Source organism: Halococcus qingdaonensis, from assembly GCF_024508235.1.
In the GTDB taxonomy this organism is placed as follows: domain Archaea; phylum Halobacteriota; class Halobacteria; order Halobacteriales; family Halococcaceae; genus Halococcus; species Halococcus qingdaonensis.
Genome location: NZ_CP101943.1, coordinates 2,391,210 through 2,411,058 on the forward strand (window position 1 = coordinate 2,391,210; position 19,849 = coordinate 2,411,058).

Annotated in this window: 20 protein-coding genes; 11 read left to right on the forward strand and 9 right to left on the reverse strand. The window is 66.3% G+C overall.

Annotation, left to right across the window (positions count from 1 at the left end):
• Window positions 1-22: 22 nt before the first annotated feature.
• The 6 genes from NO363_RS12460 to NO363_RS12485 all read right to left on the reverse strand — a co-directional run bounded on the left by NO363_RS12460 (window position 23) and on the right by NO363_RS12485 (window position 7,550).
• Window positions 23-433: a DUF7555 family protein gene (locus tag NO363_RS12460; RefSeq protein ID WP_256685518.1), complete on the reverse strand. Its 411-nt coding sequence runs from the start codon at window positions 431-433 to the stop codon at window positions 23-25.
• A complete protein-coding gene (locus NO363_RS12465) occupies window positions 433-1,770 on the reverse strand; it encodes an ABC transporter ATP-binding protein (RefSeq protein WP_256685519.1) in 1,338 nt (445 codons plus the stop codon). Before NO363_RS12465 ends, NO363_RS12460 begins: the two co-directional genes overlap by 1 nt.
• A complete protein-coding gene (locus NO363_RS12470; RefSeq protein ID WP_306169487.1) occupies window positions 1,763-2,992 on the reverse strand; it encodes an ABC transporter ATP-binding protein in 1,230 nt (409 codons plus the stop codon). Before NO363_RS12470 ends, NO363_RS12465 begins: the two co-directional genes overlap by 8 nt.
• Window positions 2,989-4,449: an ABC transporter permease gene (locus NO363_RS12475; RefSeq protein WP_256685521.1), complete on the reverse strand. Its 1,461-nt coding sequence runs from the start codon at window positions 4,447-4,449 to the stop codon at window positions 2,989-2,991. The genes NO363_RS12470 and NO363_RS12475 overlap by 4 nt, the downstream gene beginning before the upstream one ends.
• A gap of 3 nt (window positions 4,450-4,452) precedes the next feature.
• Complete coding sequence (locus NO363_RS12480; RefSeq protein ID WP_004053991.1) at window positions 4,453-5,514, reverse strand: ABC transporter permease; 1,062 nt, start codon at window positions 5,512-5,514, stop codon at window positions 4,453-4,455.
• A gap of 152 nt (window positions 5,515-5,666) precedes the next feature.
• Complete coding sequence (locus NO363_RS12485) at window positions 5,667-7,550, reverse strand: ABC transporter substrate-binding protein (RefSeq protein ID WP_256685522.1); 1,884 nt, start codon at window positions 7,548-7,550, stop codon at window positions 5,667-5,669.
• Window positions 7,551-7,729: 179 nt separating this feature from the next.
• Between NO363_RS12485 and NO363_RS12490 the strand changes: the two genes are divergently transcribed.
• On the forward strand, window positions 7,730-7,900 hold the full coding sequence (locus NO363_RS12490; protein ID WP_007740210.1) for a DUF7556 family protein: 171 nt from the start codon (window positions 7,730-7,732) through the stop codon (window positions 7,898-7,900).
• A gap of 12 nt (window positions 7,901-7,912) precedes the next feature.
• Here the strand turns inward: NO363_RS12490 and NO363_RS12495 are convergent, their stop codons facing one another.
• A complete protein-coding gene (locus NO363_RS12495; protein WP_256685523.1) occupies window positions 7,913-8,416 on the reverse strand; it encodes a 2'-5' RNA ligase family protein in 504 nt (167 codons plus the stop codon).
• A 265-nt stretch (window positions 8,417-8,681) separates the two neighbouring features.
• On the opposite strand from NO363_RS12495, the gene NO363_RS12500 reads away from it, so the two are divergent.
• The 9 genes from NO363_RS12500 (at window position 8,682) to argF (ending at window position 17,578) form a co-directional block, all read left to right on the forward strand.
• Window positions 8,682-9,953, forward strand: a complete 1,272-nt coding sequence (locus tag NO363_RS12500) for an argininosuccinate synthase (RefSeq protein WP_256685525.1) — start codon at window positions 8,682-8,684, stop codon at window positions 9,951-9,953.
• A gap of 1 nt (window position 9,954) precedes the next feature.
• Entirely contained in the window at window positions 9,955-11,400 is a 1,446-nt protein-coding gene (gene argH, locus NO363_RS12505) for an argininosuccinate lyase (protein WP_256685527.1), read from the forward strand.
• 155 nt (window positions 11,401-11,555) lie between these two features.
• A complete protein-coding gene (lysW, locus tag NO363_RS12510; RefSeq protein WP_004053979.1) occupies window positions 11,556-11,720 on the forward strand; it encodes a lysine biosynthesis protein LysW in 165 nt (54 codons plus the stop codon).
• Window positions 11,721-11,722: 2 nt separating this feature from the next.
• The gene (lysX, locus tag NO363_RS12515) at window positions 11,723-12,595 is read left to right on the forward strand and encodes a lysine biosynthesis protein LysX (RefSeq protein ID WP_256685529.1); all 873 of its coding nucleotides are present in this window, start codon (window positions 11,723-11,725) and stop codon (window positions 12,593-12,595) included.
• 19 nt (window positions 12,596-12,614) lie between these two features.
• Window positions 12,615-13,652 carry an N-acetyl-gamma-glutamyl-phosphate reductase gene (gene argC / locus NO363_RS12520; RefSeq protein WP_256685530.1) on the forward strand — a complete coding sequence of 346 codons (1,038 nt, stop codon included), beginning with the start codon at window positions 12,615-12,617 and terminating at the stop codon, window positions 13,650-13,652.
• Window positions 13,652-14,485 (forward strand): acetylglutamate/acetylaminoadipate kinase, encoded by an 834-nt coding sequence (locus NO363_RS12525; protein ID WP_256685531.1) that lies wholly within the window; start codon window positions 13,652-13,654, stop codon window positions 14,483-14,485. Before argC ends, NO363_RS12525 begins: the two co-directional genes overlap by 1 nt.
• Window positions 14,482-15,618, forward strand: coding sequence for an aspartate aminotransferase family protein (locus tag NO363_RS12530; protein WP_256685532.1), 1,137 nt, complete (start codon window positions 14,482-14,484; stop codon window positions 15,616-15,618). Before NO363_RS12525 ends, NO363_RS12530 begins: the two co-directional genes overlap by 4 nt.
• Window positions 15,615-16,676, forward strand: a complete 1,062-nt coding sequence (locus tag NO363_RS12535; protein ID WP_256685533.1) for a [LysW]-lysine hydrolase — start codon at window positions 15,615-15,617, stop codon at window positions 16,674-16,676. Before NO363_RS12530 ends, NO363_RS12535 begins: the two co-directional genes overlap by 4 nt.
• Complete coding sequence (argF, locus tag NO363_RS12540; RefSeq protein ID WP_256685534.1) at window positions 16,673-17,578, forward strand: ornithine carbamoyltransferase; 906 nt, start codon at window positions 16,673-16,675, stop codon at window positions 17,576-17,578. Before NO363_RS12535 ends, argF begins: the two co-directional genes overlap by 4 nt.
• Here argF and NO363_RS12545 read toward each other — a convergent pair.
• Entirely contained in the window at window positions 17,575-18,045 is a 471-nt protein-coding gene (locus tag NO363_RS12545; RefSeq protein WP_256685536.1) for a histidine kinase, read from the reverse strand. The genes argF and NO363_RS12545 overlap by 4 nt on opposite strands.
• Window positions 18,046-18,167: 122 nt before the next feature.
• Between NO363_RS12545 and NO363_RS12550 the strand changes: the two genes are divergently transcribed.
• Window positions 18,168-18,560 (forward strand): helix-turn-helix domain-containing protein, encoded by a 393-nt coding sequence (locus NO363_RS12550; protein WP_256685538.1) that lies wholly within the window; start codon window positions 18,168-18,170, stop codon window positions 18,558-18,560.
• Window positions 18,561-18,569: 9 nt separating this feature from the next.
• On the opposite strand, the gene NO363_RS12555 is transcribed toward NO363_RS12550, so the two are convergent.
• Window positions 18,570-19,664: a S1C family serine protease gene (locus NO363_RS12555; protein ID WP_256685540.1), complete on the reverse strand. Its 1,095-nt coding sequence runs from the start codon at window positions 19,662-19,664 to the stop codon at window positions 18,570-18,572.
• Window positions 19,665-19,849 lie beyond the last annotated feature (185 nt).

Below are 19,849 nucleotides of genomic sequence, written 5' to 3' on the forward strand. Positions count from 1 at the left end.
AAGCCTGTTGCTCGGCGCGGTCTCAGACGGCGATGCCGAACCCGGTCTCCATCACGAACGAGGTGAGCAACACGAGCACGCTCGCGACGAACAGCTTCGCCGGCGACGACAGCCGGTCGTCTGGCGCGAGCCCGTACCGCCCGAGCGGCGGCAGCCGCTGGACGGCCGCCTGGAAGCGCGTCTCCTCGCGCTCGTCGACCGGGTCGTCGTCCTTCCACGGCGGTGTCGGTCGGAGCTGGAACGCCGAGATGCCGAAGACGAAGAAGCCGACGAAGAACAGGGCGAACTTCACGCCGACCAGCCCCCAGCCGAGCGGGACGCTCACGACCGCCGCGAGCGCGACGAGTACGGCCACGAACGCGACGGCGTAGACCAGCGCGTCGATCGCCTGGCGCAGCCGGAGCGCCTCCGGGTGCGGCCGGTCGGCGGCCATCACTGCTCGCCGAAGACGGTGTGGGTGAAGAACTCGGCCGGCTCCTCGTGTTCGTCCTTGTGACGGTGGCAGAGGCTCGTCCGGCCGGCCGCGCTCACCTCGTGGTGAGCCGGCGTCTCCCTGTCGCACTCGCTGCCGAACTCCTCGCGCAGGAGGTCGATCGCGCCCGCCTCGTCGTTGTCGCGCAGGCGTTCTTCCACCGCGTCGAGCTGCTCCTGGATCGACGGCGGCACCGCAACGTCGCCGAACAGCTCTTCGTGCATCTCGTCGACGTCCGAAAACCGGGTCTCCATGCCGAGCAGTGCGCGCGCCCGCTCGGAGAGCGAGCGCTCGGCACGATCACGCTCGCGCAGCACCTCGCGGAACACCTCGATGCGTTCCCAGAGCTCGTCGTCCGTGTCACGATATTTCTCGGGTCTGATCTTCGCCGGACAGCGCGTGCTGAACGGACAGCCCGTCGGCGGGTCGCGCGGGCTCGGCGGGGTGCCCCGCAGCGTGATGCGCTCCTTGTCGCTCTGGGGATCGGCCTCGGGGATCGCCGACAGCAGCGCGTGCGTGTACGGGTTCGCCGGGTCGGCGAACAGCTCCTCGGCGGGACCGACCTCCATGATGTTGCCGAGATACATCACGGCCACGCGATCACAGATATGCCTGACGACGGAGAGATCGTGCGCGATGAACAGATACGTGAGCCCGAACTCGTTTTGCAGCTCCTCCAAGAGGTTCAGGATCTTCGCCTGTACGGAGACGTCGAGCGCGCTCACGGGTTCGTCGAGCACGATGAACTCCGGCGAGAGCGCGAGCGCGCGGGCGATGCCGACGCGCTGGCGCTGGCCGCCGGAGAACTGGTGGGGATATCTGTAATAATGCTCCTCGCGCAACCCGACGGTTTCGAGCAGTTCGCGCACGCGCTGGCGGCGCTCGCGTGGCGACTTCCAGTCGTGGACGTCGAGCGGTTCGCGGATGATCTCGCCGACGGTCATCCGGTCGTTGAGACTCGATTCGGGGTCCTGGAAGACGATCTGGGCGTTCCGCCGCCAGTTCTTCAGTTCGCTGCCCGACAGCTTCGTGACGTCGGTGCCGTCGAATTCGACCGTGCCCGCGGTCGCCGATTCCAACTGGACGAGCGTCCGCCCGAGCGTGGTCTTCCCACAGCCGGACTCGCCGACCAGCCCGAGCGTCTCGCCGCGCTCGATCCGGAGCGTCACGTCGTCGACGGCCTTGACCGGCTCGTCGGAGAGCAGCCCGCCACCCTCGTAGTAGGTCTTCAGGTTCTCGACGTCGACCAGCGTCTCACCGCTCGATACCTCCGTCTCGCGCTGAATCGTTTCACTCATTGAGTGCCTCCTCGCTGTCCTCGCCGCGCCGCCGATGGGTCTCGACGGCGCTCTCGCGCGACTGGTCCTCGGGGTAGAGCAGACAGGCGGCGGTGTGATCTGACGCCCCCTCGTTCACCGGCACCGAGACCGGATGGACGCTCTCGCATTCGGCGAACGCCTCCGGACACCGCGGCGCGAACCGACAGTCGGTCGCGGGCTCGTTCGGCGTCGGCACGTCGCCCTCGATCGTTCGCAGCCGATCCTCGTCTGGATGGCGACCGGGAATCGATTCCAGCAACCCCTGCGTGTAGGGGTGTTTCGGGTTCGCGAACACCTCCTCGACGGGCGCGGTTTCGACGATCTCGCCGGCGTACATCACGTTGAGCCGGTCGGCGATCTCGGCCATCACGCCCATGTCGTGGGTGATGAAGACGATCGACAGCCCGCGCTCCTCCTGAATGTCCGAGAGGAGTTCGAGGATCTGTGCCTGGATCGTCACGTCGAGCGCCGTCGTCGGCTCGTCGCAGATGAGCAGTTTCGGCTCGCAGGCCAACGCCATCGCGATCACCGCGCGCTGGCGCATCCCACCGGAGAACTGGTGGGGATACTCCGTGATGCGACGTTTGGCGTCGGGGATCGAGACGGCTTCGAGCAGGTTGATCGCCTCCTCGGTCGCCTCCTGGCCCCGGAGCCCCTGATGGAGCCTGAGCGCCTCCTTGATCTGATTGCCGACGGTGTAGACGGGGTTGAGCGAACTCAACGGATCCTGGAAGATCATGGCGATACCGTTGCCACGGAGGGTTCTGAGCGCCGAATCCGGCACCCGAGTGACGTCGATGTAGCCGTCGGCGGGCTCGTCGCCATCCCACTCCTCGACGAACACGAAGTCGTCTTCGTCGACGGCGCTGGCCCGCTCTGCCTCGGAGAGGCCGGCGACGTCGGCCGTCCGCTTCCGATTCGAGTCGACCAGTTGGGAGAGGACGTCGCGGTCGCGGAAGTTGACCGCGCCGTCGAGGACACGCCCCGGGGATTTGATCAACCCCATGATCGAGCGTGCCGTCACGCTCTTGCCCGAACCGCTCTCGCCGACGATGCCGACCGTCTCGCCCTCACGGACGTCGAAGCTCACGCCGTCGACCGCGCGGATCGTCTCCTTGTCGGTGAAGAATGCCGTCCGGAGGTTCTCGACGGAGAGCACGGTCTCGCCCGCGGTGCGCTCGCGCGGGAGTTGGCTGCTCACGCGCCACCACCCCCGGCGACGGCGGCCTCGCCACCGGTCTCCTCGCCGCCCTCGCTCTGCGGATCGAGCGCGTCGCGGATGCCGTCACCGAGCGCGTTGAACCCGACGACGATGAGCGTGATCATGATGCCGGGGATCAGCGAGATATGCCACGAGGCGGTCGCCACGTAGGGCTGGCCGGCGGAGATCGCGCGTCCCCACTCCGGCGTCGGCGGCGTGATGCCGAGACCGAGATAGGACAGTCCCGCGACGGCGATGATGATGCCGCCGAGCGTCAGCGATGCGTAGATCAGCAGGTAGCCGACGACGTAGGGGAACATATGTTTCTGCATGATGGTTCGGGGCTTCTGGCCGAAACTCTTTGCGGCGTCGATCCACTCCTGTTCGGAGATCTGGAGCGCCGGACCGCGCAGCGCCCGCCAGAAGAAGGGCCAGTACGTGACCGAGAAGATCGCGATCAGCAGTACCGCCCCGTTGTAGAGGTTCGCGATCCACGTGTTGCCGAAGACCGCGGAGGCAAGGATCAACACCAACAGGACGGGCAGCGACTGAATCGAGTCGCTCGTGATGACCGCCGCGAGATCGGCGAGCCCCTTGTAGTAGGCCGTCAGCATGGCGAGCGCGGTGGCGATGAAGCCCGCGATCATCAGGGAGACGAGCCCGATCATCAGCGAGATGCGCGCCCCCGCCGCCATGAACGTGAAGAGGTCCTTCCCGTCGGTGAGTGTCCCGAACGGATGGAACCGTCCGTAGTCGTCGTAGCTCCACGGGCCGACGTTCTCGCCGCCGGCCCCCTGTGAAGTCGAGCCGAGATTCGCGGTGCCGACGGTGACGTTCGAGACCGATTCGATCTCGTCGTCGTAGTATTTCGTGTAATGCGTGTAGGGGCTCTGGATGTTCGCGTCGACGGTCGTCGGGCCGAGCGCCGGCGCGAACAGCGCCAGCACGAAGAAGGCGAGCACGAGCACGAAGCCGAACTGGCCCCACCGATGGGAGCGCAGTCGGTCGACGACGTCGTCTCGTGGCGTCCAGTCGGCGTATCGGTAGTGTTTGCGGAACCAGCGGTAGCCGACCCAGAACCAGCCGAGCCAGATGAACGCGTAGGCGTAGATGAGGACGACCCGCAGCAGCCACGCGTACGCCGGCTCCAGTCCGAGGAACGTCCCCATCCATTCGCCACTCGCGGTCTGATAGCCCTGATTCGGGATGAGACCGCGCGTAAGCAGCGTCGGGATCGCCTCGGCGGCCTCACCGGCGCTCGCGAGCGCGGCCGCCCCCGGGTTCGACGGGAGCAGGCGGACCGCCGTCAACGCGAGCTGGATGATGACACCGATGAACGCGCCGAACTCGACGGCCAGCAGGACGAGCGCACCGGCGAGCCACTGCAGCGCCGGACGCGGGTTCGCCGCGATGCGGTCTCGGAGCGGTACTTCTTCGTCGGATTGTGTCTCACTCATGGATTACTCGCTTTCGTAGCCGACGCGCGGGTCGATCAGCGTGTACAGCAGATCCTGGAGGATGTTCGTGAAGACGGTGATCAGGATGAAGATGAACATCAGCGCGCCCAGTAGCGGAAGATCGGCGTTGAGCGCTGCCTGATAGAACAGATAGCCGATCCCGTTGATCGCGAACACCGTCTCGACGAGCACCGATCCACCGACCAGGAGGAACGCCTCACCGGTGATGATCGGCACCAACGGGATCAGCGCGTTGCGGAAGACGTGTTTCCAGATGAGGCTGCGCCCCGAGACGCCCTTCGCGCGCGCCGTCTCGACGTAATCGGAGTTGATCGTCTCCAGGATCGCGGTACGACCGATGCGCATCTCGTTACCCATCGAGGCCGACCCGAGCACGATCGCCGCGGGCGCGATCTGTTTCAGCGCCGCGAGGAACGAGCCGTTCGCGCCCGTCGATACCCACCAGTCGATCGGGTTCGTGATGGCTTCGAGCGGGGTCGAGAGGAATCGCAAGTTCGGCGGCGAGAGGATATCGGTCGTGACGAGCCAGTTCGACCAGTTGAAGCCGAAGAGGAGGTCCTGGGACTGGACGAGCACGCTCACGAGGAGGATCGCCAGCCAGAAGTTCGGCATCGCCCGCCAGACGATCCCGCCGAACGAGGCGAAGTAGTCCCCGCCCGTGTTCGGGTTGAGACCGGCGTAGAAGCCGAGCGGGATGCCGATGAACAGCGCGATGACGACCGACCAGAAGCCGAGCCAGATCGTCCGGGGCGCGTAGCTCGCGACGAGGCTGTAGGCATCCCGGCCGGGCTGGATGACCCACGACTGGCCGAGATCGAGAGTGAACATGTTGATCATGAAGTCGATATACTGCTGCCAGAGCGGCTGTGTCAAACCGAGCTGTTCACGGATTCGTTCGATCCCCTGCGGGTTGCCCATGCCGACGATCGCCGCCGCCGGGTCGATCGGCCCCAGACGGACGAGCATGAAGACGATCGTCGTCCCGAAGAGGATGACCGGGATCGAGAGCACGAGCCGCCGGAGGAAGTAGCTCCAGCGACTCATGGGGCAGTACTCACCGCGAAACTAGCTCTCATGCTGCACGTTCGTATGTGATGTGGATTCATTATAGTTTTCGGTTACGTTCGGACGGCTCTCGGCACGATCGATCACCACCGAACATCGGAACTGCAAACCACACACCGTGAAGGGTGTGGTTACTGGCGGTTCTTCGCGATCTTCACGTCGTTGTACATCTGGCGGCTGTCGCCCATCCCGCCGTACGGCGGAATGTCGACCCAGTTGTACGCGAAGCGTTCACCGAGACTGTGGTAAAGTGGCAGGAAGCCAATGTCTTCCCAGTTGGCCTCCTCCATGTTGACGTAGGCCTTGTTGCGGGCCTGCTGGGCCTGCTTCGTCGGTGCCTGGTTGTTCGAGACCGTCTTGTACGCCTTGGACGCCTGCTTTGCTGCGTCGCCGTTCTCCGGCTTCCAGTTGATGTACGACAGCGGTGCGTCGGAGGACGTGTCGGTCTGTGGCGGGTTGAGCAGCTGCAGGAAGTTGTCCGGGGCCGGCCAGTCGGCGATCCAGCCGAGCGTGTAGACCTCGAGTTTGCCACTACGACCGCGCTCGGTGAGGGTCGCGAACGGGGTCTGCTGGATCTGCATGTCGATGAACGCGCTCGACAGTTGATCACGGAACAGCTTCCCGAGCGAGAGCCACGAGTCGTCCTGATACTGGGTCCACTGGACGGTGAAGCGGTTGTTCGGGCCGTAGCCAGCGTCCTTCATCACCTTCTGAGCCTTCTGGAGCTGGGTCTTGTTGTAGCCGTAGGGGTAGTTCTGTTTGGCGTGTTTGTCGTAGGCCTTCGCGCCGCCGCCCGGATAGATCGATTTCGGCGTGTGGTGATAGGCGGGGACGCCACGGCCTTTGAACACCTCCTTGGTCAACTGCTGCTGGTTCGCGGCGTAGGCGAAGGCCTGTCGCACCGGCTTCGGCACCTTCGCCATGTTGAATCCGATGTAGTAGGTGTTGATCTCGGGAACCGCGAGATACTGGAGCGTCGAGCCGTTGCGGACCTGACCGTAGGTGCCGAACTCCCGTCCGAGATCGTCGGGGCCGCGCTGGACGTTGACCTTGCTCGGGTCGTACTGTGAGGTCGGAATTTCGAAGACGTCAGCGTTCTTGTTCATCGAGTAGTTGTACTTCGGCGACGCCTTCTCGATGATCTGCCAGTGAACGCCCGCGACGGAGGCCTTCCCGCCGTGGTAGTCGTCGAAACGCTCGACTTCGGCCGCAGTGCCCGAGTTCCACTCCTTGAGTTTGAACGGACCGGCACCGACCGGCTCGCTGGTGGAGAGCTTCTGCTGGGATACTTCGCCGTCGTAGCCCTCGATATCGCCGACGTACCCCTCGGGTAGCACGGCGAAGGAGTTGTACGCCATCATCTCCTGGGCCGCGTGGAACGGGGCCGAGAGTGTGACTTCGAGGGTCTTCTCGTCCTTGGCGTTGAGTGCGAGCGAGCCAGGTTTGTACGTCTCCTCACCCTCCTGCGTCGTCGTCTCGTGTTTGACACCGAGCGAGTCGAGAATGAAGTACGCTCGTTTCGAGTTCGAGGAGGCTGCGAGTCGCTCCCAGGAGTAGACGACGTCCTGTGCCGTGACCGTATCGCCGTTGTGGAACGTCGCGTCCTTCAGCGTGAACGTATAGGTCGTGTTGTCGTCGGAGAGCTCGAAGCTCTTGGCGAGGCCCTTTTTCGGGTCGGCTTTCCCGTCCGGGTAGTTCATCAGCATATCGTAGAGCTGCTGATTGACGTAGCCGCTGGCCTCGTCGGTCGCCTCGATCGGGTCGAACGTGGTGATGGTGCTGTTGATCCGCTGAAGCACCTTCGAGGGATCGGCCTCGATCTCCTGTTGGGTCTGCTGGCTGCTCCCGTTGCCACCCGAGCCATTGGCACCACCGCTCCCGTTACCACCGGAACCGTTGCCGCCGGAGTCGTTGCCCCCGCCGCCACCCGTACAGCCGGCGAGCGCGAGCGCCCCCGCCGCACCACCGGTCGTTTTCAGGAAACGACGTCGCGTCTGGCTGTTATCGTCTCTCATTCCAGTTAGTGAAGCTTTGCCGTATGCGCATAAGTTTTGTGTTAACGCGTCGCCCAACTTCGGTACCGTTGTTTTACATGATCGTCGTGATGTGAACAGCGATGTCGGAAACTGCTGTCCGGCACTGTCGTTACCACAGTCCGGTGAGTTTATATATCGTTGGTATGTACTCACATAGTATGACGCCAGATACGGCCGCTGTGGCGACAGCCGGCTCCGCGGAGGACGTCATGGGCTCGGTCGACGATGACGGTACCGTCGAGCGGTTCGTCATCGCCGATATCTCGCGGGACGACGCCTGGCTTTCGCTCCCGCTCGCCGAGGCAGCCACGCTCGCCGACTGGCAGTAAACTTTTTTTTTTTCAGTACGACACCGGCAGCGAGAGGGTTCCAGCGCGCTCGTCGTGGGTCGCATCGTAGAAAGAGAGTTCGGAGATCGTCCACTCGATCGAGTCGACGGTACGTGCACGGAGCGCCTCGGCACGATCGACGCTTCCCCCGCGGGCGAGGGTGACGTGCGGGACGTACTCGTCACCTTCGAGACCGGTGATCGCGCCGAAAGCGTCGACGAGGCGCTCGTGGATCGCCACGAGTCCCGGGCTCGCAACGGCGAGATAGACCACCGGCCCGGGACCACGAACGGGCTCCTCGAAGAGCTCGATAGTCGTCACGCGCGCTTCGATCGGTGTCGTGCCGTCGAGTGCCCGCCGGGCGCGCTCCGAGAGACGATCGTACTCCTCGGATTCGAAGCGTTTGCAGACCAGCGAGTGGCGCTCGCGCACGCGCTCGAAGCTCGCCAGCCGGGGATGGAACTCGGCGGCGAGGCGTTTCACTCGTCCGGGAGCCGGGACGTTGAGGCTGAACACGTCGACTGAAGGGAGGCGAGCGAAATGACCGTGGTGGTCGGGCGGTGCAAGCGTTGCCGAGCCGGAAGCATTTAATAGGTCGGCCATCCACAGGCTGCATATGACGCGGATACACGACGCCGGCTCGTTTTCGACCGCCGGCGCGTGCGCGCTCCGACCGCGACGACCGGGCCTTTAGGCCCGCATACACTTCTCTCCAACCGATCCGCTACGCTCTCCAGCTTACCCGAAGGGTTCGCTGGACGAACCACCACTCCCACACCAGATGACAGACACGACATCCACGACCGATTCCGACCGCATTGCGCTCGCCTTCTCCGGCGGGCTCGACACGACCGTCTGCGTCCCGATTCTCGAGGAGGAGTACGGCTACGACGAGGTCGTCGGCGTCACCGTCGACGTCGGCCAGCCCGAGGCCGAGTTCGACGAGGCCGAGGAGACCGCCGCCGCGCTCGACCTCGAACACCACGTGATCGACGCGCGCGAGGCCTTCGCCGAGACCTGCCTCGACGCCGTCCGCGCGAACGCCACCTACCAGGGCTACCCCCTCGGCACGGCGCTCGCCAGACCCGTGATCGCACAGGCCATCCTCGACACCGCACTCGAAAACGACTGCTCCGCGCTCGCTCACGGCTGCACGGGCAAGGGTAACGACCAGCTCCGCTTCGAAACCGTCTGGCGCGCCTCCGATCTCGACGTGATCGCACCGGTGCGCGAACTCGGGCTCACCCGCGAGGCCGAACAGGAGTACGCTGCCGAACGCGATCTCCCAGTGGAAGGCGGCGACGGCGGTGCGTGGAGCATCGACACCAATCTCTGGAGCCGCTCGGTCGAGGGGTCGGACCTCGAAGAGCCTTCCTACGTCCCGCCGGAGGATATCTACGACTGGACACAGCCCCCCGAGGGCGGAAGCAAACTGCTCGAAATCGAGTTCGACGAGGGTCGGCCGGTCGCGCTCGACGGTGAGAAGACCGATGCGATCGAACTCATCGAACAGCTCAACGCGGTCGCCGGCGCACACGGCGTCGGGCGTACCGATCTGATGGAAGACCGGATGCTCGGGCTCAAAGTCCGTGAGAACTACGAACACCCCGCCGCCACAGTTCTCTTGAACGCCCACGCAGCCCTCGAAGACCTCGTGCTCACCAAGGAGGAGCGGAGTTTCAAGAAGCAGGTCGACCACGAGTGGGCCGAGAAAGCCTACGAGGGGCTGCTCGCCGCGCCGCTGGTCGACGCGCTCGACGGGTTCATCGACTCGACCCAGGAGCGCGTCACCGGCACCGTCACGATCAAACTGGAGGGTGGACAGGCCAGACCGGTGGGCCGCGAGAGTCCCTACGGCGTGTATTCGGCCTCGGCAGCCTCGTTCAACACCGCCGACGTCGACGGCGGTATCGAGCAGAACGACGCGACGGGAGTAGCGAAATACCACGGCTTCCAGTCCCGGCTCGCTGGAGAAGTCATCGAGAGCGCGAGCAAGCCCGAAGCGGCCGCCGACGGCGGCGTGAGCGACGAAGGCGAGAGCGGAGGAAATTGAGATGAGCGAGGAGGGAGGCGACGTGGTGCGTCGCGAGCGCTTCAGTGGCGGCCCCGCCCGTGGCTTTCTCTCCTCGATGGACGCGGACGAACGGCTGTTCGCGGCCGACCTCGCAGTCGACCGTGCGCACGTCGTGATGCTCGCCGAGCAAGATATCATCGACGACGAGAGCGCGAGCACGATCCTCGATGCGCTCGCCGACGTCGAAACGACGGGCTACGACGCGCTCGACGGCGAGGACATCCACGCAGCCATCGAGACGGCCGTCATCGAGCGCACGGGGAAAGAGGGCGGCCGGATGCACACCGCGCGGAGCCGCAACGACGAGGTGGCGACGTGCATCCGGTATCGCCTGCGCGAGGAGCTCCTCGACGCCATCGAGGCGACGCTCGTGCTCCGCGAGGCGCTGGTCGAGGAGGCGGGCGCGCATTCGGAAACGACGATGCCGGGTTACACGCACCGCCAGCCCGCCCAGCCCATCACCGTGGGTCACTTCCTCTCATCGTACGCGCAGACGCTCGGGCGCGATACGGGGCGGCTTCTCGAAACCTACGACCGGACGAACCGCTCGCCGCTCGGCGCGGCGGCCTTCGCGGGCACACCGTTCGATATCGACCGTGAGCGCACCGCCGACCTGCTCGGGTTCGATTCGGTTCTCGAGAACTCGATGGACGCGGTCTCGACGCGAGACTTCCTCGTCGAAGCGGCGGGCGTGCTAGCGGCCCTCTCGGTGACGCTCTCCGGGCTCGCGACCGACCTCGTCGAGTTCGCCGCCGACGGCTATGTGGAAATCGACGACGACTACGCCTCGACCTCGTCGATCATGCCCCAGAAGAAGAACCCCGACACGCTCGAACTCGTCCGGGCCTCCGCCGGGACCGCGAGCGCCGGCCTCAACGGGTTGCTGACGACGCTCAAGGGGTTGCCCCGGGCATACAACCGCGACCTCCAGGAGGCGACGCCCCACATCTGGAGCGCCGTCGATGCGGTCGTCCCCGCGACGGAGGTCGCCGCGGGTGCGGTCGCGACCGCATCCTGGAACGAGTCCGAACTGGCCGCCGCAGCGGGTGACGGGTTTTCGACCGCAACCGGCGTCGCCGATCTGCTCGCGATGCACGGCGTGCCGTTTCGGTCTGCCCACGAGATATTGGCGCAGGCTGCCGAGGAGGGTGCTGACTACGCGGCCGTCAGGGCGGCCACCGAGGACGTACTCGACGACGCGCTCTCGACATACGTCGAGCGCGAGGCCGTCGAGGCGGCGCTCGACCCGGCGGCGAGCGTGGCAAGTCGTGATTCCGTCGGCGGGCCCGCACCCGGTGCGGTCGCGGCGGTGCTCGACGGGATGGAAGACGGGATCGAGGACGATCAAGAGTTGCTTGCTGAGCGCCGCGAGGGACTCGCCGCGGCCGAGCGCGCACTCGAAGCGGAGGTGGGTGAATTTGCCTGAACGACCGCCCCCGCGAGGGGGAACATTTCACTTCGTCGATACCGACGAAACGCGCGAACCGCCCGATTTCGACGTCGAGAGACGTCTGCACTTTTTGTAAACTATTAAACAGGTTCGAAGGGTTTAAGCGGATTCCCGGGTGAGGTGGGGACACAATGGCGAACTGTCCCGAATGCGGGGCCGAACTGTCCCTGCACGACGACGTCGAGACCGGCGAGATCATCGACTGTGGCACCTGCGGCGGCGAGCTCGAAGTGGTCGCCACCGGCCCTGTCGAACTCGAAACCGCCCCCGAACTCGAGGAAGACTGGGGGGAGTAAGCGTGAAGATAGGCGTCCTCTACTCGCGTATCAGGCAGGACGAGAAGCTCCTGCTCGGCGAGCTCCGCGAGCGCGGCCACGAGGTCGTGAAAGTCGACGTGCGCGACCAGCGCTTCGGCCTCTCGGAGCCGCCGGCGGCGCTCGCCGACGTCGACATCGTCGTCGACCGCTGTCTGGCGACCAGCCGGAGCCGGTACGCGACGCAGTTCCTCGCGGCCTACGGGATCCCCGTGATCAACGATCCCGCGACCGCCGACATCTGTGCCGACAAGGCCAAGAACAGCCTCGCGCTCGCGGGGGCCGGGGTGCCCACCCCGCGCACGGAGGTCGCCTTCACCAAGGAGAGCGCGATGGAGTGTATCGAGGAGTTCGGCTATCCCTGCGTCCTCAAACCCGTCATCGGCTCGTGGGGTCGTCTGATGGCGAAGATCGACTCCAGAAGCGCCGCCGAGGCGATTCTGGAACACAAGGCCACCTTGGGCCACTACGAGCACAAGGTGTTCTACATCCAGGAGTTCGTCGAGAAGCCCGGCCGCGACATCCGCGTGCTGGCGACCGACGGCGAGCCCGTGGCGGCGATGGTGCGCTCCTCGGATCACTGGCTCACGAACGCGGCGAAGGGTGCCGAAACCGAGCGCTTCGAACTCGACGACGAGGCACGCGATCTCGTCGCCCGCGCGAGCGAGGCCGTCGGCGGCGGGTTGCTGGGTGTGGACCTGATGGAGACGGGCGATTCCTATACCGTCCACGAAGTGAACCATACTGTGGAGTTCAAGGCGCTCGACGGGGTCGCCGACGTCGACGTCCCCGAGAAAGTCGTCGACTGGCTCGAAACGAAAGCGAAGACCACGGAACCCGCCGAGGTCCCCGCATGACGGCGGTCGAGAGGACGAAATGAGCCACACGGCATCCGTCGTCGGCGCGAGCGGGTTCACCGGCGGCGAGCTGTTGCGTCTGCTCACCGGCCACCCGGAGTTCGAGGTCGCACAGGCGACCAGCCGCGAGTACGCGAACAAGACGGTCGGCAGTGTGCATCCCAATCTCCGGGAGCTCGACGTCCGCTTCAGCGAGCCGACCGATCTCGAGAGTGTCGACGTGCTGTTCGCCGCCACTCCTCATGGGGTTTCGATGGAGCATATCGACGCCTTTCGGGAAGCGGCCGACACGGTCGTCGATCTGAGCGCCGATTTCAGACTGGATAGCGAGGCCGAATACGACGAGTGGTACGACGGCCACAGCCGGCCCGAGCTCCTGGAGGAATCGGTGTACGCGCTCCCCGAGCGCAACCGCGACGAGCTGTCGGACACATCACTGATCGCGGCAGGTGGCTGCAACGCGACCGCCACCATCCTCGGGCTCGCGCCGCTGTTCGACGGCAGAATTTTGGACGGAAGCGAGCAACTGGTGGTGGACGTCAAGGTCGGCTCCTCGGAGGGCGGTGCCGGAAACTCGAAGGCGTCCTCGCACGCCGAGCGGTCGGGCGTCGTCAGACCGTACGCGCCGACGGGCCACCGCCACGAGGCCGAGATCCAGGCCGAATTCGGCTGCGAAACGGCGTTCTCGGCCCACGCGGTCGACATGACCCGTGGCGCAGCGGCGACCTGTCACGTCTTTCCGAACGAACCGGTGACGACCGGCGACCTCTGGGGTGCCTTCCGCGAGACCTACGACGACGAACCGTTCGTCAGGCTCGTGGCCGGCGGCACGGGAGTGTATCGCTACCCCGAGCCGAAGGCCGTCGCGGGCACCAACTACGCGGAGGTCGGGTTCGAACTCGATCCGAGCAACGAGCGCATCGTCGTCTTCTCGGCGATCGACAACATGATGAAAGGGTCGGCTGGCCAGGCCGTCCACGCGGCGAATATTTCCTGTGGGTTCGACGAAACCGCCGGGCTCGACTTTCAGGGGCTACACCCCGTGGGAGCTCCCTGATGACCGTCGTCGTGAAAGTCGGCGGCGCGCGAGCGGTGAACCCCGCGGGTGCGGTTGCGGACGTGGCGGCGCTCGTTGACGAGGGCGAAGAGTGCGTCGTCGTCCACGGTGGCTCGACGGCGGTCGACGAAACGCTCCGCGAGTTGGGCGACGAACCCGAATACGTCGAGACGCCCCGCGGCGTCGTCGGGCGGTTCACCGACAAGCGCACGATGGAGGTCTTCGAGATGGTCTTACCTGGGAAGTTGAACACCGATCTCACCGCGCAGTTGCGGGCGGACGGTGTGGACGCACTGGGACTGTCGGGCGTCGATGGCGGACTGCTGACCGGGCCGCGAAAGTCCGCGGTGAAGGTCGTCGAAGACGGCAAGACGAAGATCCGCCGCGGCGAGCACTCAGGGAAGATCGAGTCGGTCAACGACGAGCTGCTCGAATCGCTGCTCGCGGACGGCTACACGCCGGTCGTAACGGTGCCGATGGTGGCCGACGACCATACACCTGTGAACGCCGACGCCGACCGCGCGGCCGCGGCGGTCGCCGGCGCGCTCGACGCGACTCTGGTGGTGTTGACCGACGTTCCGGGCGTGCTCGACGATCCGGACGACCCGGCAACGCTCATCGAACGGGCGGCGACGCCCCAAGAGCTCGAACGGGTCGAGTCGGTCGCCGAGGGGTTCATGGGAAAGAAGGTGATGGCCGCGAAGGAGGCGCTCGGCGGCGGTGCGGCATCGGTCGTCGTCGCCGACGCCAATGCCGAGGAGCCCATTCGATCGGCGCTCGACGGCGGCGGGACGCAGCTCCTGCCCGACGTGCTCGGGGAGGTCGAGGCATGAGCGGCTTCGTCCACGCCGAGAAGCCGATCCGGCTCGAACGCGGCGAAGGCGTCCACCTCTACGGCGAGAACGACGACGAGTATCTCGACTGCGGGGCGAGCTACGCCTGCGCGCCGCTCGGCCACACCCATCCGGCAGTAACCGAGGCGATCCGCGAGCAGCTGGAACGGCTGACGTTCGTCCAGGCCTCCTATCCCGTCGCGGCGCGCGAACGGGCGAACGCGGCGCTCGAAGCCGCCGCGCCGGAGGGGCTGGAGAACGTCTGGCTCTGCAATTCGGGTACCGAAGCGAACGAAGCAGCCCTGAAATTCGCCCGGAGCGCCACGGGTGGTTCGAAGATCGTCGCCACGATGCAGGGCTTTCACGGCCGGACGATGGGCGCGCTCGCGACAACCTGGAAGAACGAGTATCGCGACCCCTACGAGCCGCTGATCGGCGACGTCGAGTTCGTCCCCTACGGGGACAGCGAGGCGCTCGCGGATGCGGTCGACGACGAGACGGCCGCGCTGATCCTCGAACCTGTCCAGGGCGAGGGTGGCATCAATCGCCCGCCCGAGGGCTATCTCGCGGCGGCGCGCGAACAGACCGAGCAGACGGACGCAGCCCTGATCCTCGACGAAGTGCAGACCGGGATGGGGCGCACGGGCGAGCTATGGGCCTGCAAGCACGAGGGCGTCGTTCCTGACGTGCTCACGACGGCGAAGGGGCTGGCAAACGGCCTGCCTGCCGGCGCGGCGCTCTGTGCCGACTGGATCGCCGAGAGCCACGGCTCGCACAACTCGACCTTCAGTGGAGGGCCCGTCGTGAGCGCCGCTATCGACGCGACCCTCTCGACGCTGGTCGAGGAGGAGATGCCCGCTCACGCCGGGGACGTGGGCGACTATCTCGAAACCGAACTCCGGGCCGCGGTCGGCGACGACGTCCGCGAGATCCGGGGCATGGGGCTGATGGTCGGTATCGAGGTCAAGCGTGGAGCCAACCGGCTCCTCCGCGATCTCGCACTCGATCACTCGATTCTGGCGCTACCGGCCGGCCGGTCGGTCGTCAGGCTGCTCCCGCCGCTGGTGATGGACGAAGAAGACGCCGATCGGGTGGTCGAGGCGCTCGCAGCCGTCCTCGGAGGGGAGTCGTGAGCGAGAGCGTCGCAACCGTTTCGACGAGTCGGGCGCGCGACCTGCTCGTCTCGCTCGTCGAAACCCCGTCGCCGACCGGTGAGGAACGCGCCTGTGCGGAGCGCCTCGTCGATTTCTTCGAAGCGCACGGGCGCGAAGCGACGATCGACGCGGTCGGTAACGTTCGCGCGCCCGCGGACGACGCCGTACTGCTGACCTCCCACATCGACACCGTGCCCGGCGAGATCCCGGTTCGGGTCGAGGCAGATGGCGACGAAGAGGTGCTCTGGGGGCGCGGCAGCGTCGATGCGACCGGTCCGCTCGCGGCGATGGCGGTCGCGGCCGTGCGAACGGGTGTGAGTTTCGCGGGCGTCGTCGGCGAGGAAACCGACTCCGACGGCGCGCGCCATCTCGTTTCGACGCGCGAGCCACCCGAAGCGGTGGTCAACGGCGAGCCCTCGGGCTGGGATGGCGTCACCTTCGGCTACCGGGGCCTGCTCGCGGGCACCTACGTCGCCACGAGCGAATCGGGCCATACCTCACGCCCCGAGAACAACGCCATCGAGGACGCGATGGAGTGGTGGGCACGGGTGAAGGCGACCGTCGACGAGGGAGAGGAGTGGACGCCGGTCTTCGAGCGCGTCACGCCGAAGGCCACCGCGATCGCGGGCGGTGTAAGCGACGACGGGCTCTCCGTCGAGGCGACGATGGACGTCCAGCTGCGCGTGCCGCCGAGCCTCACCGTCGACGAGGTGCGCGAGATGGCCGACGGCGAGCTCGACTCTGGTACTGCTCGCTGGCACGACAGCGTCGACCCCGTGATGGCGAGCCCGAGAACGCCGCTCGCGAGCGCGTTCCGCGCGGCGATTCGGGAGGCGGACGGCGAGCCGCGCAGCCTCCGCAAGACGGGCACCAGCGACATGAACATCTATCGCGCCTGGGACTGCCCGATGATCACCTACGGGCCGGGTGATTCGGACTTCGATCACGCGCCCGACGAGCGCCTCCCGTTCGCCGAGTTCGACACGAGCGTCGAAGTGCTCTGTACCGTCGCCGAACGGATCACGGGGGAGACATGACCCGCCACTTCACCGATATCGACGACCTCTCGGCCGACGAGCTGACGACGGTGCTCGATACGGCGAGTGAACTCAAAGCACAGGTCAATCACGGCGAGCGCGAGCCGCTGCTCGAACGACAGACGTTGGGAATGGTCTTCGAGAAGCCGAGCGCGCGGACGCGCATCTCCTTCGAGACTGGGATGACCCAACTCGGCGGCCACGCCATCTTCCTCGGCCCGGAGGACATCGGACTCGGCGAGCGCGAGCCCCTGAAGGACACCGCGCGCACGCTCTCGGGCTTCGTCGACTGCGCGATGGTGCGGCTGTTCGAACACGACGATCTCGAAGAGCTCGCCGCCCACGCCACGGTTCCGATCGTCAACGGTCTGACCGACAATGCCCACCCCTGTCAGACGCTCGCCGACCTGCTCACGATCCGCGAGACGATCGGCTTCGACTCGCGGGTGACCTGGGTCGGCGACGGCAACAACGTCGCCCAATCGTTCGTGCTTGGCTGTGCGCTCGCCGGCATCGATCTCACCGTGGCGACGCCCGAGGGGTACGGGATCGACGATGATGTACTGGAGCGAGCGGCCGAACTCGGCGCGCGGCCGACGACGGCCGACGATCCCGAGCGGGCGGTCGCCGATGCCGACGCGGTCTACACCGACGTCTGGGTGAGCATGGGCGAGACGGGTGGTGCGGAGAAGCGCATCGCCTTCCAGGAGAGCGGCTTCCAGCTGAGCGAGCAGCTGCTTGCAGGGACCGACGCGCGCGTGCTGCACTGCCTGCCAGCCCACCGTGGCGAGGAGATCACTGACGCGGTGATCGAGAGCGAGCGCTCGCTCGTCTGGCGGCAGGCCGAAAACCGCCTGCACGCCCAGAAGGGACTGCTAAGCTTCTTGCTTGACGCGCACTAGTTCCCGAGCAGCGGGACGATCGCGCCGACGAGCACGCCGTAGACGGCGTGTGCCGGGAGACTTCCGGGGAGCGCGAAATTCGGGAGCGGCGGCGCGCCGGCGAAACCGAGGGTCTGCAGCCAGATCGGCATCACGAGCGCCGCGAGCACCGCCCAGAGGACGACCCCATACACGAGGCCGGCGACCGCCGATCGGCCGATACCGTTCCCGATACCTGTGGTGGCCGCGATCGCGGCGAACACCACGCCGAGGATCGCGCTGTGGGCCATGTGGACGATCCAGCCGGCGAGCCCGCCTTGAAGGCCATAGAGCGCCGGAATCGCCATCTCGATGACCGGCGGCATCATCGTGGTTATCAGTACGCCCATCGCAACGCCGCCCGCCAGACCGCCGACGACGCCCGCCTGCCAGTCGACTAGTCGCGTGCCGGTCGCCGCCATCGTGTCGGTGCGAGTTTCTTGGCTCATACGGACGACGATCGTTCGCGTGACGACATAACCATAACTCGTGTTGACGATCAACACGCATTGGCGCGGAGCGTGCACGACCGCGGGCGGACGTTTATCTTCCGCCTCGTCGAACGGTTCGCATGGTCGAGACCGATCCTGATCCGCAGCGGTTTCGCGATCTGATGCTCGATTCCGAGCCGGGTTTCGCGGAGGTGATGATCTGTGTATTCGGCATCCAGCGCCACGAAACCCGGACCTACCGGACGCTGTGCGACCGGCCGAAGAGCACGGTCGCGGAGCTCGCGGAGGAGCTGGATCGTGACCGCTCGAACGTCAATCGCTCGCTGTCGACGCTGCGCGAGAAGGGCCTCGCCGAACGCGGTCGCCGACTGCTCGACGGCGGCGGCCACGTCTATCAGTACACCGCGACGCCGCTGCCCGAGGCGAAGGAGCTGATGCACGACACGCTCGACGAGTGGACCGCCTACGTCCACTCGCGTATCGACGAGTTCGGCGACGAAGCGCTCGAATGAGCGGGCGAGCTAGCCCGATTCGGGCGTGCGATCGAACGCACCGGGCTGTTCCGGTCGGCTGCCGAGCGTGAGCGAGAGCGTCCGGCGCTCGCCGTTGCGCAACACCGTGACGTCGACCGTATCGCCCGGCGATGCCTGAAGCGCGAGATACGAGGAGAGCTGCTGGCGGCCGGCGATTTTCTCGCCGCCGAGACCGACGATGACGTCGCCCTGCCTGAGCGTGCCGTCCGACGGGCCGTCCTGACTGACCTGCGTGACGGCCACGCCACGCGGGCGATCGAGTCCCACCCGATCGGCGAGGTCAGGGGTGACGGTCTGCAGCCCGACGCCCATGTAAGCGTGCTCGTACTCGCCGTTCTCGATGAGCGACGGCACGACGCGCTCGACGAGCGCCGCCGAGATGGCAAAGGCGAGGTTCTCGCCGCCGCCGGAGCTGATGACGCCGATGACCCGCCCGTCGAGATCGACGAGCGGGCCGCCCGAGTTGCCCGGGTTGACCGGCGCACCGGTCTGGATCGCATCGGGGATCCGGTAGCCGTTCGGCGCGGGGATCAGTCGGTCCACGCCGCTGACGAGTCCCGACGTGACCGAGCCTTCCAGCCCGAACGGGTTGCCGATGGCGACCGCCTCCGTGCCGATGGCGGGTTCGGATTCGACCAGCGAGAGCGGTTCGGCGTACTGTGGCCTGTTCCGTACCTCGACGACGGCGAGATCGCTCGACGGGTCCGTGCCGACGACCGACGCCGAGCGCCACTGCCCCTTGGAGAACCGAACCTGGACGTCGCTCGCATCGCTGACGACGTGGGCGTTCGTGACGACGTGGTTGCCGCGGAAGACGAATCCCGAGCCCTGTCCACCCCGGCCCGATCGGCTGGTGACGCTGATGAGGACGACCGAGTCGATCGTGTCGCGGTAGACCTGCGTGTATGGACTCGGTGAGGAGCGACTGGCGTTCGTCCCGTTCCCCGACGGCGTCCCAGTGGTCGTCGACGATCCGTTCGTCGTGTTCTCGCCGCCGAGGACGCCGGAACAGCCGGCGAGCGAGGTGGCAAGCGTCGCCCCGATCGCACCGAGATACCGCCGTCGCGTCGTCCGCTGGCTCATGCGCGGCGTTGTGGCCACGCGTGGGTAAGCACCACGCTTGTATACTGTCGGACAGGTCTGATCGAGAACCTGTGACGCGAAAATCAGCTCGTTGCAGTGGATTCTCGGAATCGAACGTTCGCGTACTTCTGTCCGACAGTATAACGTGCAAACCAGCCGACTTTTGCCCGCTGCCCTCGAGGCGT

Coding starts and splice junctions, on each gene's coding strand:
- NO363_RS12545 (WP_256685536.1), bottom strand. CDS start 18,045: ATGAGCCAAGAAACTCGCACCGACACGATGGCGGCGACCGGCACGCGA.
- NO363_RS12500 (WP_256685525.1), top strand. CDS start 8,682: ATGACAGACACGACATCCACGACCGATTCCGACCGCATTGCGCTCGCC.
- argF (WP_256685534.1), top strand. CDS start 16,673: ATGACCCGCCACTTCACCGATATCGACGACCTCTCGGCCGACGAGCTG.
- NO363_RS12555 (WP_256685540.1), bottom strand. CDS start 19,664: ATGAGCCAGCGGACGACGCGACGGCGGTATCTCGGTGCGATCGGGGCG.
- NO363_RS12530 (WP_256685532.1), top strand. CDS start 14,482: ATGAGCGGCTTCGTCCACGCCGAGAAGCCGATCCGGCTCGAACGCGGC.
- NO363_RS12460 (WP_256685518.1), bottom strand. CDS start 433: ATGGCCGCCGACCGGCCGCACCCGGAGGCGCTCCGGCTGCGCCAGGCG.
- lysW (WP_004053979.1), top strand. CDS start 11,556: ATGGCGAACTGTCCCGAATGCGGGGCCGAACTGTCCCTGCACGACGAC.
- argC (WP_256685530.1), top strand. CDS start 12,615: ATGAGCCACACGGCATCCGTCGTCGGCGCGAGCGGGTTCACCGGCGGC.
- NO363_RS12550 (WP_256685538.1), top strand. CDS start 18,168: ATGGTCGAGACCGATCCTGATCCGCAGCGGTTTCGCGATCTGATGCTC.
- NO363_RS12525 (WP_256685531.1), top strand. CDS start 13,652: ATGACCGTCGTCGTGAAAGTCGGCGGCGCGCGAGCGGTGAACCCCGCG.
- NO363_RS12485 (WP_256685522.1), bottom strand. CDS start 7,550: ATGAGAGACGATAACAGCCAGACGCGACGTCGTTTCCTGAAAACGACC.
- NO363_RS12475 (WP_256685521.1), bottom strand. CDS start 4,449: ATGAGTGAGACACAATCCGACGAAGAAGTACCGCTCCGAGACCGCATC.
- NO363_RS12490 (WP_007740210.1), top strand. CDS start 7,730: ATGACGCCAGATACGGCCGCTGTGGCGACAGCCGGCTCCGCGGAGGAC.
- NO363_RS12480 (WP_004053991.1), bottom strand. CDS start 5,514: ATGAGTCGCTGGAGCTACTTCCTCCGGCGGCTCGTGCTCTCGATCCCG.
- argH (WP_256685527.1), top strand. CDS start 9,955: ATGAGCGAGGAGGGAGGCGACGTGGTGCGTCGCGAGCGCTTCAGTGGC.
- NO363_RS12465 (WP_256685519.1), bottom strand. CDS start 1,770: ATGAGTGAAACGATTCAGCGCGAGACGGAGGTATCGAGCGGTGAGACG.